Below are 15,536 nucleotides of genomic sequence, written 5' to 3'. Positions count from 1 at the left end.
AAAAATACCATGATTAAAGCCATTCAACACATCCAAGCTCTGAGTCAGTTTAAACAAAACGCACTTAACCAAAAACTCTCTAAAGTAGGCGTTGAATTAATTGGCACGGAGTTTGTACATTTTGCGCATTGTGAGCACAAACTTAACGAAAATGAAACCACAACTTTAGAGGCCTTACTCAGTTATGAGCAAAGCGTTGAATTTAACACAAAATCACAAATTATTATCATTCCACGCCTTGGCACTATCTCGCCTTGGTCATCTAAGGCCAGTGATATTTTGCACTTGTGTGGGTTAACCAGCATATCACGCATTGAACGCGGTATTATCTATCATTTTGATAAGGCCATCACGGATAAAAAAGCAGTTCTGTTGGTGATTATGGATAAGATGACAGAGTCTGAGTTGCCCTTTATTGATGAAGCACACAGTATTTTTGATGACTTTGAGCCACGCCCTTTTGAGTGTGTTGATATTTTATCAAAGGGTAAATCTGCACTAGCGTATGCCAATACCATCTTAGGCTTGGCACTGTCTGATGGTGAGATTGATTACTTGGTCGATAATTTTACAAAATTAAAACGCAATCCAACCGATGTGGAATTGATGATGTTTGCACAAGCAAACTCTGAGCATTGTCGCCATAAAATTTTCAATGCAGACTGGACGATTGATGGGGTTGAACAAGCAAAAAGCCTATTTGCCATGATTCGCAACACTTATCATCAACACCCTGAAGGCTTGCTCAGTGTGTATTCAGACAACTCAGCGGTAATGGAAGGCTATGAAGGTGAGCGTTTTTATGCTGATGAAAATGGCAAATATGTTAGCTCTAACGAACATAGAGCGATTTTAATGAAAGTAGAAACACACAACCACCCTACCGCTATTGCCCCGCATCCAGGGGCAGCGACAGGCTCTGGTGGAGAGATTCGTGATGAAGGGGCAACGGGTCAGGGGTCAAAACCAAAAGTGGGCTTGTGTGGATTTAGTGTTTCCAACCTTAAAATTAACGGTGCACAGCAACCGTGGGAAGTGGATTATGGCAAACCCAATCAAATTGTCTCAGCACTTGATATTATGCTTGAAGGTCCAATTGGTGCTGCGAGCTTTAACAATGAATTTGGTCGTCCAAATATATTGGGCTATTTTAGGACTTATGAGCAAGCAACACCAAATGGTGATGTGCGTGGTTATCACAAGCCTATTATGCTGGCAGGTGGTTTGGGGCACATTCAAGCGCAACATATTGAAAAAGGCAATATCCCTGTAGGCAGCAAAATTATCGTTCTAGGTGGCCCTGCAATGTTAATCGGCTTAGGCGGTGGCGCTGCTTCCAGTATTAACAGCGGTGAACAAAACGAAGACCTAGATTTTGCCTCAGTACAACGCGCTAATCCAGAGATGGAAAGACGCGCACAAGAGGTGATTGATCGTTGCACTAATTTAGGTGATAAAAATCCAATCATCTCTATTCACGATATCGGTGCGGGTGGGCTATCCAATGGATTGCCTGAATTGGTCAATGACGCAGGCAAAGGGGGGCGATTTAAACTGCGTAATATTCCAAACGATGACAAGCAAATGTCGCCATTAGAGGTTTGGTGTAATGAGTCACAAGAGCGTTATGTGCTTGCAATTAGCGATGAAAGCCTTGAATTATTCAGCGCACTTTGCGAGCGTGAACGAGCGCCATTTGCAGTATTGGGCGAGGCAACCAAAGAACAAGAATTGATTTTAAGTGATGAATTATTTAATAATAACCCCATTCAAATACCAATGGCAGTGCTACTTGGCAATCCACCAAAAACAACGATTAATGCAACGACACAAGCCATTAACCTTAATGCCTTAGATACAGGCACTATTGAGTTAGACGAAGCGATCACTAGAATATTACAACTACCAAGTGTTGCCAGCAAAAACTTTCTCATCACGATTGGCGATAGAAGTGTCACAGGCATGGTGGCACGCGACCAATTTGTTGGGCCGTGGCAAGTACCCGTGGCAGATTGCGCTATTTCCACTTCTGATTACACAGGCTACAAAGGTGAAATTATGTCTTTGGGTGAGCGAGCACCGCTCGCATTATGTGATGCGAATGCCGCTGCCAGAATGACAATTGGTGAAGCACTCACCAATATGTTGGGTGGTTATATACAAGACATTGCCCATATTAGCCTAAGTGCCAACTGGATGAGTGCCAGTGGTCATGTGGGTGAGGATGCTAAATTATTTGAAGCAGTAACAGCAGTGGGTATGGACTTATGTCCAGAGTTAGGCTTGAGCGTACCCGTAGGTAAAGACTCCATGAGTATGAAAAGTACTTGGCAAGAAAATGGACAAGACAAGTCAGTAACCGCGCCACTGTCCCTTGTCATTACGGCATTTTCTAAAACATCGGATGTTCGCATACAAATCACCCCGCTATTGGATACCTCCATAGAGGGTGAGTTGCTACTGATTGATTTAGGCAAAGGTCAAAATCGACTGGGTGGCTCGTGCTTAGCGCAAGTCTATAATCAAATCGGTGTTGATGCACCCAATCTTGATGATTCAACACTCTTTAAAAACTTTTTTACCACCATAAACCAACTTAATAAAGACGATTTAATCAGTGCCTACCATGACCGCAGCGATGGTGGTGTTATCACCACGCTACTGGAAATGGCATTTGCCTCTCACTGCGGTTTAGATATTATAAATGACGATATCAATGCATTATTTAATGAAGAATTAGGCTGTGTTATTCAGGTAAGTAACGCCAACAAAGTGTCGGTGATAAACGCCTTGTCTAAAGCTGGATTAGCAAACTGCATACATACCATTGCCACAATCAATAATACTGATACCATTAATATTGGTAACTTCAGCAAAAAACGCAGTGCACTGCAACAACTGTGGAGCAAAACCTCCTACGAGTTTGCCAAACTTAGAGACAACCCTAAGTGTGCCAAAGAAGAATTTGACGCAATAGCACAAGACACCCCAGGGTTGCAAACACAGCTAAGTTTTGATGTCAATCAAGTGCCAGCTATTCTAACCCATAGACCTAAAGTTGCTATTTTGCGTGAGCAAGGCGTGAATGGGCATATTGAAATGGCAGTATCTTTTGACAAGGCAGGTTTTGAAGCCGTTGATGTGCATATGAGTGATATTTTACAAAACCGTCTTTCGTTATCTGAGTTTAGTGGCTTGGTGGCTTGCGGTGGTTTTTCGTATGGCGATGTGCTGGGTGCTGGGCGTGGTTGGGCGAGTTCTATTCTTTATAATCCGTGCGCTAAAGAGGAGTTTGAAGCCTTTTTTAATCGTAATGAGAGCTTTGCTTTGGGGGTTTGTAATGGTTGTCAAATGCTCTCTCAATTAGGTGAAATCATTCCTGGTAGTGCGCATTTCCCCACTTTTAAACGCAATACCTCCGAACAATTTGAAGCCCGCTTCTCTTCGGTGAAAATCGGCAAAAGTAATTCAATCTTTTTAGATGGTATGCAAGACTCAGTCATGCCAATTGCCATTGCACATGGTGAAGGTCGCGCTATTTTTACAGGTGAACAATCAAACAACATCGCTTTGCAATATGTTGACCACAACACCAACCCAACACAATCCTACCCACACAACCCTAATGGCTCTGACAATGCAGTAGCAGGGGTTAACAACGACTCTGGGCGAGTAACTATTATGATGCCACATCCAGAGCGTGTTATTAGAGCAGTGCAAAACTCACACCACCCAAAAGATTGGGATGAGCGCAGCCCATGGATAAAAATGTTTGAAAATGCTAGGACTTGGGTTGGTTGAATATAAATTAATTCGCTCAAAACGAAAAACACTGTCTTTACAAATTGATAAAGACGGCGCCTTATCAGTGCGTGCGCCCATGCACTTAAGTGTCAAAAAAATTGAAAGTTTCATTTGTGAAAAACAGCTCTGGATTGAAACCAAGCAAACACAGATACGGGCAACAAAACCCGATAAAATCAACTATCAAGCGGGGGAATATTTTTTATTTTTAGGTTGCTCATACCCTTTAAAATTAGACAATACTGAGGTGCCTGTACGCTTAAACAATAAAAAATTTTACTTAAGCACAATCTATGATGCCGCAGCCGCTTTCCATTGGTTTTACAAAAAAGAATTTATCAAAATCGCCCTACCTAGGCTTGAATATTACAGTCAAAAACACAATTTAATCTTTAACCAAGTGCGCTTCAAAGCACAAAAAACACGCTGGGGTTCTTGCTCTAGTCAAAATAATATCAACCTTAACTACTTACTAATGATGGCGCCCATGTGGGTTATTGATGCCGTTATCGCCCACGAATTAGCACACATAGCACACAAAAATCACAGCAAAGACTTTTATCAGCTACTGGACAGTATGATTTCAACACGCAAGCAAGCGGATATTTGGCTCCAAGACAATACTCAGAAACTGCATAATTTATAGACAACTTGATTGCTAATTGAAATAATTACTGACTTAATTCTGCCTTTGATAAGGCAATAATCCGCCACGCAGAGCGCAATAAAAATCCTGATAATATAATGGCAACTACACTATCGGGATAGCCAGAATCCGTTAGCCAAACTGCCCCTGAGGTTATTAATACTGATAAATTAACCATAATGTCGTTTTTAGAGCACTCCCAAACCGAAGTCATATTAATATCTTCGTTTCGATGGCGCCACAATATTAACAAGCAAAGGCTGTTTGCCACTAGCCCTAATAAGCTAAAAACACTCATTATCTCGAAAACAGGCAGGCTGGGCACAAAGAATTTGCAGCCCACTTGTCCAATGATAAACAGTGCACTGAGAAGGATTAAAATACCTTTAAAATAAGCAACTTTGGCTTTGAAGATTGCCCCTTGAGCCAGTGCATACAAACTCAGTGCATAAGTAACACTATCACCAAAGTTGTCCAAACTGTCTGCCAATAATGCACTGGTGTTGCCTTGTATGGCTGCCAATCCAATGACAAAAAACATAGTGACATTGATGGCAAATACCCACCTTAGACTGGTGCGCTGATTTTTTTTATTGCTGTCTAAACTACAGTTGCTGTCACAACACTGCCCCATTAACTATTAATTGGTAAATTTATCCGTGGCTTCTTGCATGGCAGCTTTTAAGGTACCCATTTCTGCCATTTCCACAATAATATCACCACCGCCAACAAGTTCGCCGTTCATATAGATTTGTGGGAAGGTTGGCCAATCGGCAAAAGCAGGTAAATTTTGCATCACTTCCTGATCCTCAAAAATGTTCACATAGGCAAATTCAACACCTGTTGATGCCAGTGTTTTTGCAGCGGTGGCTGAAAAACCACATTGTGGGAATTGTGGTGTGCCTTTCATATATAAAACGATTGCGGCACTGTCTACTTGCTTTTGAATTCTTTCTATTGCATCCATGTCTATCTCCTTAATATTTAATACCTGAGTATTTTACTCTTTTACTGCTTGAGAAATTGTGTACTTCTGCCCTTGCTTGAGTTTTTTGTAATTACCAAAAACAGATTTAAAATTATCTTTAATAAAATGTCGTAAGCCATTAATAGTAACAAAAGTAATCCTACCGCCTGGCTTGAGTGCATCAAAAGCATCATACAAAATAATACTTAACTGTTCTCTGCCGACTTTAGCGGGCACATTAGAGATGATTTGGTCAAAATAATTATCTTTATTGACACTCAAAAACGCATCTGACAAATAGGCTTTAGTGTTATCAATATGATTGAGTTTAGCATTGGTGTTGGATAATTCAACCGCAATAAAATCCTTATCCACCATATGCACTTCACCCTTTGGGCAAGATTTAGCCACTGCCAAGCCAATTGGCCCATAGCCACAGCCAAGGTCTAGACACTTATCTACCTCACCCACTTTCAAATATTTCATAAGTAGTAGCGTACCATCATCAATCGAACGAGGTGAAAACACACCCCAGCGTGTTTTAAGCGTTAAATCATGGCTCAATAAATTGGTTTGAATGGTTAAATCTTGCTTGAGTTTGGGAATATCGCTACGAATAAACATATTATTTTTACGCCTGATTTTTGGTTTTCTTTTTCGCTTTGGCATTAATTATCTGCGCCGCATTATCGCCAATATGCTCTTCGCCACGCATCTTTGCTAACTCAATCTGGCGTTGTCTTTCTTTATAACGATTGAGTTGTTCTATAGAGCGTGTACCAAAACAGCGTGGACAAGAAACGCCTTTTTCGTAATGTCTGTGTTGCTTATCAACATCGGCAATCGGATAGCGACAGGCGTGGCATTGGTCATATTGCCCTTGCTCTAAATTATGCTTAACCGCAACACGCTCATCAAATACAAAACACTCGCCATCCCACATACTCTGAGCTTTATCAACCTCTTCTAAGTATTTCAAAACACCGCCTTGTAAATGATAAACTTCTTTAAAGCCTTGTGATTTTAGATAAGCGGTTGACTTCTCACAACGAATACCACCCGTGCAAAACATTGCCACTTTCCTATCACGATATTGCTCTAAATGTTCTTTGGTATAAGCGGGGAATTCTCTAAAAGTCTCCGTATTTGGATTAATCGCACCTTGAAAACTACCGATACCATACTCGTAATCATTGCGAGTATCAATCAACAACACATCAGGATCACTAATCAATGCATTCCAATCTTTGGGTTTAACATAAGTACCGACTGAGGCAAGCGGATCAATGTGTTGCACACCCAGCGTGACAATTTCTTTTTTAAGTTTAACTTTAAGTCGCTTAAACGGTAAGTTTTTACTATAAGAAAATTTAATCTCTAAGTTGTTAAAACGCCCATCATCTTCAAGAAATTTAAGAAATATATCAATTGCCTCTTGTGTACCAGCAACCGTACCATTCAAACCTTCTAACGCCAAAAGAAGGGTGCCTTTGATTTCCAAATCGTCTATCAGTGTACGCAAAGGTTTGCGAAACACTTCAAAATCATCAAGACGAACAAATTGATATAAGGCACAAACGGTAAACATGCAAAAATCCCAAAACAAATTGCGTTATTTTACCATTTGAAATGTAAAATAAGGATTCTATGCTCAACTCAATTCATTCACCAACAGATATTAAGCAACTTGATTTAGATGAGTTACAGTCTTTAGCGGATGAAATCCGTGCATTTTTAATTGACAATGTACAAAAAACCGGTGGGCATCTTGCATCTAATTTGGGCACAATTGAAATGTCGATTGCCCTACATTATGTATTTGACACACCGAAAGACAGCGTTGTGTTTGATGTTGGACATCAAGCTTATACACACAAAATCCTCACAGGGCGTAAGGACAGAATGCATACTCTGCGTCAAAAAAATGGCCTATCTGGATTTACCAAAAGGCAAGAAAGCGAACACGACAGTTTTGGCGCTGGACATTCGTCAACTTCAATTAGTGCCGCTTTAGGCATTGCAATTGCCAATGGCATTAACCACGATGATGGCAAATCTATTGCCGTGATTGGCGATGGTGCGCTCACTGGTGGTATGTCGTTCGAAGCACTCAACCATGCAGGTGATAGTGAGGCAGATTTGCTAATTATTCTCAATGATAATGATATGAGCATCTCAAAAAATGTCGGTGCCATGAATAAATATCTAACCAAACTCATCTCTGGCAAGATGTATTCAACGATGAAAAACAAATCACTGGGTTTCTTAGAGAAAATGCCACGCATGCACAACTTCGCCAAACGCTCAGAAGAGCATCTTAAAGGCATGGTTTTACCCAGCACTTTGTTTGAAGAATTAGGCTTAGAATATTACGGGCCAATTGATGGACACGATTTACCTACCTTAATCAAAACTTTGCAAAACTTAAAAGCACAAAATAAACCTAGATTACTTCACTTAATTACCAAAAAAGGCTATGGCTTAGATAGTGCAGAAAATGACCCTTGTAAGTTTCATGGTATCGCACCTGCCTCTGATGGTTCAAGCACACTAGACAGTTATAGTCATGTTTTTGGACGCTGGTTAATCAACACCGCCAGCAACAATAAAGATTTAATAGCCATCACCCCTGCAATGTGTACTGGCTCTGGCATGAGTGAGTTTGAAGCAAACTACCCTGATCGGTATTTTGATGTGGGCATTGCCGAACAACACGCCGTTACTTTTGCAGGTGGCTTAGCCACGCAAGGGTTAAAACCTATTGTTGCTATTTATTCAACTTTTTTGCAGCGTGGTTACGACCAACTTATTCATGATATTGCCCTGCAAAATCTCAATGTTATTTTTGCCATTGACCGTGCAGGTTTGGTGGGTAGCGATGGCGCTACTCATGCAGGGTGTTTTGATTTAAGTTTTTTAAGGTGCATTCCAAATCTAACCATTATGGCACCAAGCAATGGTTTAGAGCTGTATCAAATGCTCAATACCGCCTTTAAAATGAAGTCACCTGTTTGTATTCGTTATCCACGAGGTGTGGCAAATATGGTGAAATATGAGACTCAAGACACAATAGAAATTGGCAAAGGTAATGTTTTGTTAAAAGGTGAGAAAATCGCTATTTTTGCTTATGGTAATAGAGTTGAAGCTGCCTTAGAAGCAGGCAAGGAGCTTGGGGCAAGTGTGATTGATATGCGCTTTGTAAAACCATTAGACGAGCCACTTATTAGTAAAATAGCAAACGCACACCAGCAGTTGATTTCCATTGAAGATAATGCTATATCAGGTGGTGGAGGTAGTGCTATTAGTGAGTATCTACATCAGCAAAAAATCACCACACCTTTGCAAATTTTAGGCTTACCCGATAACTTTACTGAACAAGGCTCGCAAGAAGAATTGTATCAACAATATAAACTAACAGCACAGGGTATTATTAATGTCGCAAAATCATGAAAAAATTCCTAAAACACTATAGCCCTAATCCAAACGAATTAAAAAATCACAAACACTTAGGATGGCTTGGTAAGCATTTACACCATTCAAGTCTATGGAATTTTAATAGAAAATCTATTTCTAAAGCTTTTGCTGTGGGTTTGTTTTGTGCTTTTATTCCCGTGCCTTTTCAAATGCTTTTAGCGGCGCCAAGTGCTGTTATTTTTGCTGCTAACTTGCCAGTATCAATCGCTTTAGTGTGGATTACTAATCCTATTACCATGCCACCAATTTTTTATGGCTGTTATAAACTTGGTGCTTGGATTTTAGATGTCAGTATAGAAAAAGACTTTGTCATGTCATTAGAATATGTATGGCAAGTGTTTGGTACGATTTGGCAACCTTTCTTACTCGGTTGCCTGATATTGTCTATTGTTAGCTCAACACTTGGTTATTTTGCCGTTCAACTTACTTATCGACTAAAAGCCTACAAAAGATTAAGAAGAGGTTAATTTTCGTCTGATTTGCATCTCTAACTGCTCAACCAAATCTTCATTGCTTACTTTAGAGTGTGTTAAACCATCAATATACATTAGATTAGGATCGCCACCTGTCAACCCAACCGATACCGCTTTGGCTTCACCTGGTCCGTTAACCACACAACCAATCACTGCTACATCAATTGGCTCATTAACATCTTCTAGGCGCGCTTCTAATTCATTCACCACCTTAATCACATCAAACTTTTGTCGTGAGCAAGATGGGCAGGCAATCAAATTAACGCCTTTTTGTCGTAAACCAAGTGACTTTAAGATATCAAATCCTACCTTGATTTCATCTACTGGATCAGAAGCAAGAGAAACACGGATAGTATCACCAATACCTTCTGCAAGAAGCAAGCCCAAGCCAATAGAAGACTTTACTGAGCCTGCTCTGAGTGATCCTGCCTCAGTAATACCTAAATGCAAGGGGTTGTCAATTTGTGCTGCTAATTGTTTATAAGCAAAAACTGTCATAAATACTTCACTGGCCTTGAGTGATATTTTATAATTATCAAAACTCAGTTTATCTAAAATATCGATATGCCTAAATGCACTTTCCACCATGGCTTCAGGAGTAGGCTCGGTGTATTTCTTCTGTAAGTCTTTCTCCAAGGAGCCTGCATTAACACCAATACGAATGGGAATTCCGTGGTCTTTGGCTGATGCCACCACTTCTTTTACTCTGTCTTCTCGTCCGATATTACCTGGGTTAATACGCAGACAATCAGCACCATATTGAGCAACTTTAAGTGCAATTTTGTAATCAAAATGAATGTCGGTAATGAGCGGAATACTAACTTGCTTTTTTATTTCTTTAAAGGCTTCTGCCGCATCCATTGTTGGCACAGAGACGCGCACTAAATCAGCACCTGCATTTTGAATGGCTTGTATTTGTGCAACGGTTGCCTTAACATCATGTGTGTCAGTATTGGTCATACTCTGCACAGAAATGGGTGCATTGCCACCAATGGCAACATTACCAACAAAGATTTGCTTAGATTTTCTTCTTTTGATACTGTGGGTAGATTTCATTGCTGTTTTTTATAAAACTCATTTAGCTCATCCAAACTTTCTAGCATCTTAGGCTCTTCTGATCTTGGATTGCTTGTGGTAGTTTCAATATTAACAGGGATAGAGACAATTTTAACTACATCAGGCTCTGACTCTTTAACAACAATCAGGCCTGTGTTTAATTTTTTTGGTATTTGCTCATCGCTCAAAAAATAAACAACAACAACAACAAATATAACTAGCAACATCCATAACTTAAAACCCCCACTTTTTTTTCTTTGCCCGGGGTGATATTCAATGCCTTCCATACCTATCATGTCATACCTCTTGTGCGTTTAGTCTTATCAACAACTTTACCGGCCAATTGCCCGCAAGCACCGTCTATATCCTCACCACGCGTGCGTCTGGTGGTAGTGCGAATACCATTGTCAAATAAAACATCCTGAAATGATGCAATTGTAACCTTTTTTGAAGTCTTATATTGAGTTTCTGGAAAAGGGTTAAAAGGAATTAAATTTACCTTGGCTGAGATTCCTTTTAATAATAATGCTAATTTTTTAGCCTGAACAGTGCTATCATTTACCCCATCTAACATCACATACTCAAACAAAATATGGCGCTCTTGTGTGCCTGCATTTAAGTAATTTTTACAAGCTGATATCAGCTCTTTAATGGGGTATTTTTGGTTAATGGGTACCAACTCATCACGCAAAAGATCGTCCGGCGCATGTAATGAAATTGCCAAACTCACCGGCGTTCTATCTGCCATTCTCAATAGTGCTGGCACCACACCTGAAGTTGAAATGGTCACTTTGCGTCTAGAAAGCCCAAACGCTAAATCATCCAGCAACAAATCACATGCCGAGTACACCGCTTGCTCGTTCAACAAAGGCTCTCCCATCCCCATAAAAACCACATTAGAAATACGCCTATCTTTGTCACTTAAATACTGCTTGGCAATCATCACCTGAGCGATAATTTCTGCTGTTGTCAGGTTACGATTGAAACCTTGCATACCCGTAGAGCAGAAAGTGCACGCCAATGAACAACCTACTTGTGACGAAATACATAGTGTACCTCTGTCTTTTTCAGGAATATATACCGTCTCTATGAAATTATCTTTACCTGTGTCAATCACCCACTTAATCACACCATCTAGCGCATGACTTTGTTTCACTACTTCAGGAAGTTCAATACAAGCAACCCCATTAAGTTGTTCTCTTAATTTTTTACTTAAATTTAACATCTTATCAAAATCAAACTCATGATATTTATAAATCCACTGCATCAGTTGTTTAACGCGATAAGGTCTCTCTCCTAAAGTTTCGAAAAACTTGGTCAATGCTGTCTGATTAAGATTTAAAAGGTTTTGTTTGTTGTTTGGCATAACAAAAAAAAGCACCCGAAGGTGCTTTTATTCTGCAAATGGTTAAATATTAACCGTTTACAGCATCCTTAAGTGCCTTACCTGCTTTAAATGCAGCCACTTTAGATGCAGCGATTTGGATAGTTGCACCAGTTTGTGGGTTACGGCCTGTGCGAGCAGCACGGTCTCTAACAACAAAAGAACCAAAGCCAGTTAACTGTACGCCGTCGCCTTTAGACATAGCGCCAGAAATAGCTTCAGTTGTAGCATTTAGTGCGCGAGCCGCGTCTGCTTTAGAAAGGTTTGCTGTTGATGCAATTGCATCAATTAATTCAGATTTATTCATGTTTATCTCCTTGAGAGGTTTTTATTAAAAAATACTAAAAGTCTTTACCAGATAGGAGATGAAAACAATGACACACACTCAACATCTCAACAGTTAGTGTGCGCAATTATAGACAAAAAACCCCTATTGTGTCAATGTTTTTTAATAAAAAATGTGTTTTTTTACTTGAGGCTTTCTTTTAACGCCCTTTGTTTGTCTCTTTTCCAATCTTTTTCTTTGATATCTTGACGCTTATCATGTGCCTTTTTTCCTTTAGCCACGCCGATTTCCAATTTAACATTGCCTTTAGACCAATACAACTTAAGGGGCACGACAGTAGCACCCTTCTGGTTGATTTTATCCTTGATACGATTAATCTCTAAACGATGTAGTAGTAGTTTTCGTGTTCGCGTTGGGTCTGCATTGACATGTGTAGAGGCACTTTTCAAAGGGGAAATATGGCTACCAAATAAAAATAGCTCGTTATTTTTCAAAATAACATAACTTTCTTTAATCTGCACTTTGTTGTCACGCAAGCTTTTTACTTCCCAACCTTTTAAAGAAAGTCCAGCTTCAAGTGTTTGTTCGATAAAATAGTCATGTCGTGCTTTTTTATTAACGGCAATTGTATTTGCATTTGTTTTTTTATTTTTCTTATCCATTACTTATATTGTGCATCATATTTCTAAAAGTGCCATCGTTCCTTATTCCTGTGAGCAAATGTATCAACTGGTTAATCAGATTGACAAGTATCCACAGTTTCTCAACTGGTGCTCATCTGCTGATATTTTAAATCAAACCGAGCAAGAAATTACTGCTTCGGTTAGTATTAATAAAAATACATTCAAGCAGACCTTTACCACGCTCAATACACTAACACCAAATGTGCGTATTGATATGCAACTTAAAGACGGCCCCTTTAAGCAATTAAACGGTGCTTGGATTTTTACATCACTAAATGATAATGCTTGCAAAATAAACCTTGAATTAGAATTTAGTTTTGCCTCAAAGCTAGTTGATATGGTAATCGCTCCTGTCTTTACTTCAATCTCCAATACACAACTTGATGCTTTTATTGAGCGTGCTAAGCAAATCTATGGGTAATCATGCGTCTGTTATTTTGTTTAACAAACCATTCGGAATACTGTGTCAGTTTAGTGGCAATGAGAAAAACTTATCTAACTTTATTAATGAAAAAGGTTTTTATCCAGCGGGACGCCTCGATAAAGATTCGGAAGGTTTGATGATACTCACTGATGATGGCAAACTGCAACACCAAATCTCAAACCCGAAGTTTGATAAGGAAAAAACCTATCTTGTACAAGTAGACGGTAAAGTTACTCATGATGCGATTGCTCAATTGAGCCAAGGCGTAGCATTAAAAGATGGACTGACTAAACCTGCCAAGGCAAGTGTCGTTCAACAGCCTGATTGGCTTTGGAGCAGAAACCCATCAATACGCAAACGCAAGAATATTCCGACTTCGTGGATTGAGCTTAAAATCACTGAGGGAAAAAACCGCCAAGTTAGACGCATGACTGCTCATGTTGGTTTTCCAACACTTAGATTGATTCGTACACAAATTGGCGATTGGAAGTTAAATAATATAAAACTAGGAAAATATGAATGCCTTTGAACTGACACACTAGGCTTTAGCGCATAATTAAAATTTAATTTCCATTTGTTTCCATGTACACCTGCATGTGTTGCTTTCCCAGCACTTGCATAGAGATCAATAACATTATCTACATTTTTAGGTAGATTAATCCATGCATAATCAATCCCCATAAACTAAGCCATACAGTTGCACTTCTTTGATTATGACCTATCATACAAAATATATCTTGGCTAATATTTGGTATGGTTTTTTTTGCATATTTTTGAATTTATCACAAAGGAAAGTATTAAAGGGTGTCCGCTAGATGGGCAGTAATTAGCATACTTTTTTCCACCATTTACCTATGCTATAAAACTAAGCTGCGTATCACACCTTTTTTTGTTCTTGGCCTTCGCTTTGAAATTGTATAGCAACATAATTACCATTCGGAGAATAAGAGTCTCAGAATTTCATATGTATAATATTATTACTCAAAACATAAGTAACGCTACCTTCCGATCCAGTTGCAACTCCAGAAATGTCTTTCATAACAAACTTAAGATCTGTTATTTTGAAAGGGATTAATCCGGGCGGATAAGTTTCCCAGTATCCCCAATTTAACTCTTTTGAAAGTAACTTAAATTCAACAAAGTATATGATTGACTAAATAAACAGTGGTAGACAAATCCATACAAACTATCCTTATGACTCTAAAATTATATAAATATTATGAAAGCACTCTTATAAAAAGTTCCGCATACACCGGATGTCCGCCCTCTGGACAATAATTGTCATACCAGACACCATGTTCACCAATTTTAACTCTGAAATGTATTGCAAATAATTTAGGATTAGAAGTGCTAAAATAACAATAGTTATTATCTACAGAATACGAGCAACAAAACCTTACAGTAAAGGTAGCAACAACAGGATCGCCACCCTCTTCATTAGTATCAGAAACTGTAACACTATACACGACAGTTCCTTCCGAACCTGCAGCAGCAGCCGAGTCATCTGTCAGAGTAAATGGAGAAGCCTTAAGAGCATCAATTGTAGAAGGTGGATCAGTGGTCCAGTGACCATGATCAATGCTTTTACTTGCAAGATCTAAAGTATAAGGTGTATCATTTTCTAATGTTAAATATGTTGAAAGATCTGACATCGGCAAGTAACTCCTAAATTTATTTTTGCTTTAAAATTTTAAACACCCAACCTTATAATACGATTACCGAGTGTTGTGTTTAATTATATCACTTTTTAGAGACCTTTGCATAAATAGGAACAATCATCAGAAACCCACTTTTCACCCACTTGACGATTTTTTAAACCCAGCCTTAGCCCTGCTAGGAAAAGGTTTAAAGAAATCGCCAATGGGGCAAAAATTAGATCTCTTAGATTCACATCATAAGTGCAACACTCAATTAGTCGGCCAAAGGGTATATTAACCACTCTTTAATCCGACAAGAAAAAAGAGTGAAACATGCAAAAATATACACAATTGACCTACGAACAAAGATACCATATTTACCTGCTAAACAAACAAGGATTCAACCAAACTTTTATTGCCAAATCAATGAATAGAAACAAATCAACTATTTCTAGAGAATTATCTCGCAATACTGGCAAAAGAGGCTATCGCCATAAGCAAGCCAACAGGCTTGCTGACGAACGACATCAAAAAAAATAAAGCCATCAAACTCACAGATTGTGTTAAAAATTACATTAGTGAAAAACTAAAAGAATATTGGAGTCCTGAACAAATCATGGGACGCTTGGAATTAGACAAAAAGATTAAAATTAGCACTGAAACCGCCTACCGCTTTGTCTTGCAAGACAAAGCGGTAGGCGG

Annotated in this window: 17 protein-coding genes and 1 pseudogene; 8 read left to right on the top strand and 10 right to left on the bottom strand. The window is 39.1% G+C overall.

Annotated elements, in window-relative coordinates:
- The first annotated feature begins 9 nt into the window (after window positions 1-9).
- Window positions 10-3,801 carry a phosphoribosylformylglycinamidine synthase gene (gene purL / locus BHECKSOX2_RS04680; protein WP_139682748.1) on the top strand — a complete coding sequence of 1,264 codons (3,792 nt, stop codon included), beginning with the start codon at window positions 10-12 and terminating at the stop codon, window positions 3,799-3,801.
- Entirely contained in the window at window positions 3,779-4,450 is a 672-nt protein-coding gene (locus tag BHECKSOX2_RS04675; RefSeq protein WP_139682749.1) for a M48 family metallopeptidase, read from the top strand. Before purL ends, BHECKSOX2_RS04675 begins: the two co-directional genes overlap by 23 nt.
- Before the next feature lie 25 nt (window positions 4,451-4,475).
- On the opposite strand, the gene BHECKSOX2_RS04670 is transcribed toward BHECKSOX2_RS04675, so the two are convergent.
- Genes BHECKSOX2_RS04670 through trhO form a run of 4 tightly spaced genes read right to left on the bottom strand, consistent with a single transcriptional unit; the run spans window position 4,476 to window position 7,005 of the window.
- Window positions 4,476-5,084: a cation efflux transmembrane domain-containing protein gene (locus tag BHECKSOX2_RS04670; protein WP_139682658.1), complete on the bottom strand. Its 609-nt coding sequence runs from the start codon at window positions 5,082-5,084 to the stop codon at window positions 4,476-4,478.
- A 6-nt stretch (window positions 5,085-5,090) separates the two neighbouring features.
- On the bottom strand, window positions 5,091-5,417 hold the full coding sequence (gene grxD, locus BHECKSOX2_RS04665; RefSeq protein ID WP_090717361.1) for a Grx4 family monothiol glutaredoxin: 327 nt from the start codon (window positions 5,415-5,417) through the stop codon (window positions 5,091-5,093).
- Between the two features lie 33 nt (window positions 5,418-5,450).
- The gene (locus BHECKSOX2_RS04660; RefSeq protein WP_139682747.1) at window positions 5,451-6,041 is read right to left on the bottom strand and encodes a class I SAM-dependent methyltransferase; all 591 of its coding nucleotides are present in this window, start codon (window positions 6,039-6,041) and stop codon (window positions 5,451-5,453) included.
- Between the two features lie 7 nt (window positions 6,042-6,048).
- On the bottom strand, window positions 6,049-7,005 hold the full coding sequence (trhO, locus tag BHECKSOX2_RS04655; RefSeq protein ID WP_139682657.1) for an oxygen-dependent tRNA uridine(34) hydroxylase TrhO: 957 nt from the start codon (window positions 7,003-7,005) through the stop codon (window positions 6,049-6,051).
- A gap of 59 nt (window positions 7,006-7,064) precedes the next feature.
- Here trhO and dxs point away from each other — a divergent pair, with 59 nt between their 5' ends.
- Window positions 7,065-8,867: a 1-deoxy-D-xylulose-5-phosphate synthase gene (gene dxs / locus BHECKSOX2_RS04650; RefSeq protein WP_139682656.1), complete on the top strand. Its 1,803-nt coding sequence runs from the start codon at window positions 7,065-7,067 to the stop codon at window positions 8,865-8,867.
- On the top strand, window positions 8,864-9,358 hold the full coding sequence (locus BHECKSOX2_RS04645; RefSeq protein WP_139682655.1) for a DUF2062 domain-containing protein: 495 nt from the start codon (window positions 8,864-8,866) through the stop codon (window positions 9,356-9,358). The genes dxs and BHECKSOX2_RS04645 overlap by 4 nt, the downstream gene beginning before the upstream one ends.
- On the opposite strand, the gene ispG is transcribed toward BHECKSOX2_RS04645, so the two are convergent.
- The 5 genes from ispG to smpB form a co-directional block, all read right to left on the bottom strand.
- Window positions 9,344-10,420, bottom strand: coding sequence for a flavodoxin-dependent (E)-4-hydroxy-3-methylbut-2-enyl-diphosphate synthase (gene ispG / locus BHECKSOX2_RS04640; protein WP_139682654.1), 1,077 nt, complete (start codon window positions 10,418-10,420; stop codon window positions 9,344-9,346). The two genes, BHECKSOX2_RS04645 and ispG, sit on opposite strands and share 15 nt — an antisense overlap.
- Window positions 10,417-10,716, bottom strand: coding sequence for a hypothetical protein (locus tag BHECKSOX2_RS04635; RefSeq protein ID WP_180323662.1), 300 nt, complete (start codon window positions 10,714-10,716; stop codon window positions 10,417-10,419). Before BHECKSOX2_RS04635 ends, ispG begins: the two co-directional genes overlap by 4 nt.
- Window positions 10,713-11,786, bottom strand: a complete 1,074-nt coding sequence (gene rlmN / locus BHECKSOX2_RS04630) for a dual-specificity RNA methyltransferase RlmN (protein ID WP_139682652.1) — start codon at window positions 11,784-11,786, stop codon at window positions 10,713-10,715. Before rlmN ends, BHECKSOX2_RS04635 begins: the two co-directional genes overlap by 4 nt.
- 49 nt (window positions 11,787-11,835) lie before the next feature.
- Window positions 11,836-12,111 (bottom strand): HU family DNA-binding protein, encoded by a 276-nt coding sequence (locus tag BHECKSOX2_RS04625; protein WP_090717330.1) that lies wholly within the window; start codon window positions 12,109-12,111, stop codon window positions 11,836-11,838.
- Window positions 12,112-12,272: 161 nt separating this feature from the next.
- Window positions 12,273-12,752 (bottom strand): SsrA-binding protein SmpB, encoded by a 480-nt coding sequence (smpB, locus tag BHECKSOX2_RS04620; protein ID WP_139682651.1) that lies wholly within the window; start codon window positions 12,750-12,752, stop codon window positions 12,273-12,275.
- Between the two features lie 10 nt (window positions 12,753-12,762).
- Here smpB and BHECKSOX2_RS04615 point away from each other — a divergent pair, with 10 nt between their 5' ends.
- Window positions 12,763-13,194 carry a type II toxin-antitoxin system RatA family toxin gene (locus tag BHECKSOX2_RS04615; protein ID WP_139682650.1) on the top strand — a complete coding sequence of 144 codons (432 nt, stop codon included), beginning with the start codon at window positions 12,763-12,765 and terminating at the stop codon, window positions 13,192-13,194.
- A complete protein-coding gene (locus BHECKSOX2_RS04610; protein WP_090717320.1) occupies window positions 13,187-13,726 on the top strand; it encodes a pseudouridine synthase in 540 nt (179 codons plus the stop codon). Before BHECKSOX2_RS04615 ends, BHECKSOX2_RS04610 begins: the two co-directional genes overlap by 8 nt.
- Window positions 13,727-14,414: 688 nt before the next feature.
- On the opposite strand, the gene BHECKSOX2_RS04605 is transcribed toward BHECKSOX2_RS04610, so the two are convergent.
- Entirely contained in the window at window positions 14,415-14,849 is a 435-nt protein-coding gene (locus BHECKSOX2_RS04605) for a hypothetical protein (RefSeq protein ID WP_139682649.1), read from the bottom strand.
- Between the two features lie 318 nt (window positions 14,850-15,167).
- Here BHECKSOX2_RS04605 and BHECKSOX2_RS04600 point away from each other — a divergent pair, with 318 nt between their 5' ends.
- Window positions 15,168-15,374 carry a helix-turn-helix domain-containing protein gene (locus BHECKSOX2_RS04600; RefSeq protein ID WP_139682648.1) on the top strand — a complete coding sequence of 69 codons (207 nt, stop codon included), beginning with the start codon at window positions 15,168-15,170 and terminating at the stop codon, window positions 15,372-15,374.
- 7 nt (window positions 15,375-15,381) lie between these two features.
- Window positions 15,382-15,536: pseudogene (locus tag BHECKSOX2_RS04595) on the top strand (IS30 family transposase); the annotation flags it as partial.

It is taken from the genome of thiotrophic endosymbiont of Bathymodiolus puteoserpentis (Logatchev) (assembly GCF_900127505.1).
GTDB lineage: Bacteria > Pseudomonadota > Gammaproteobacteria > PS1 > Pseudothioglobaceae > Thiodubiliella.
The sequence above is the reverse complement of the archived record's forward strand: the minus strand, read 5'-3'. Positions and strand labels throughout refer to the sequence as shown.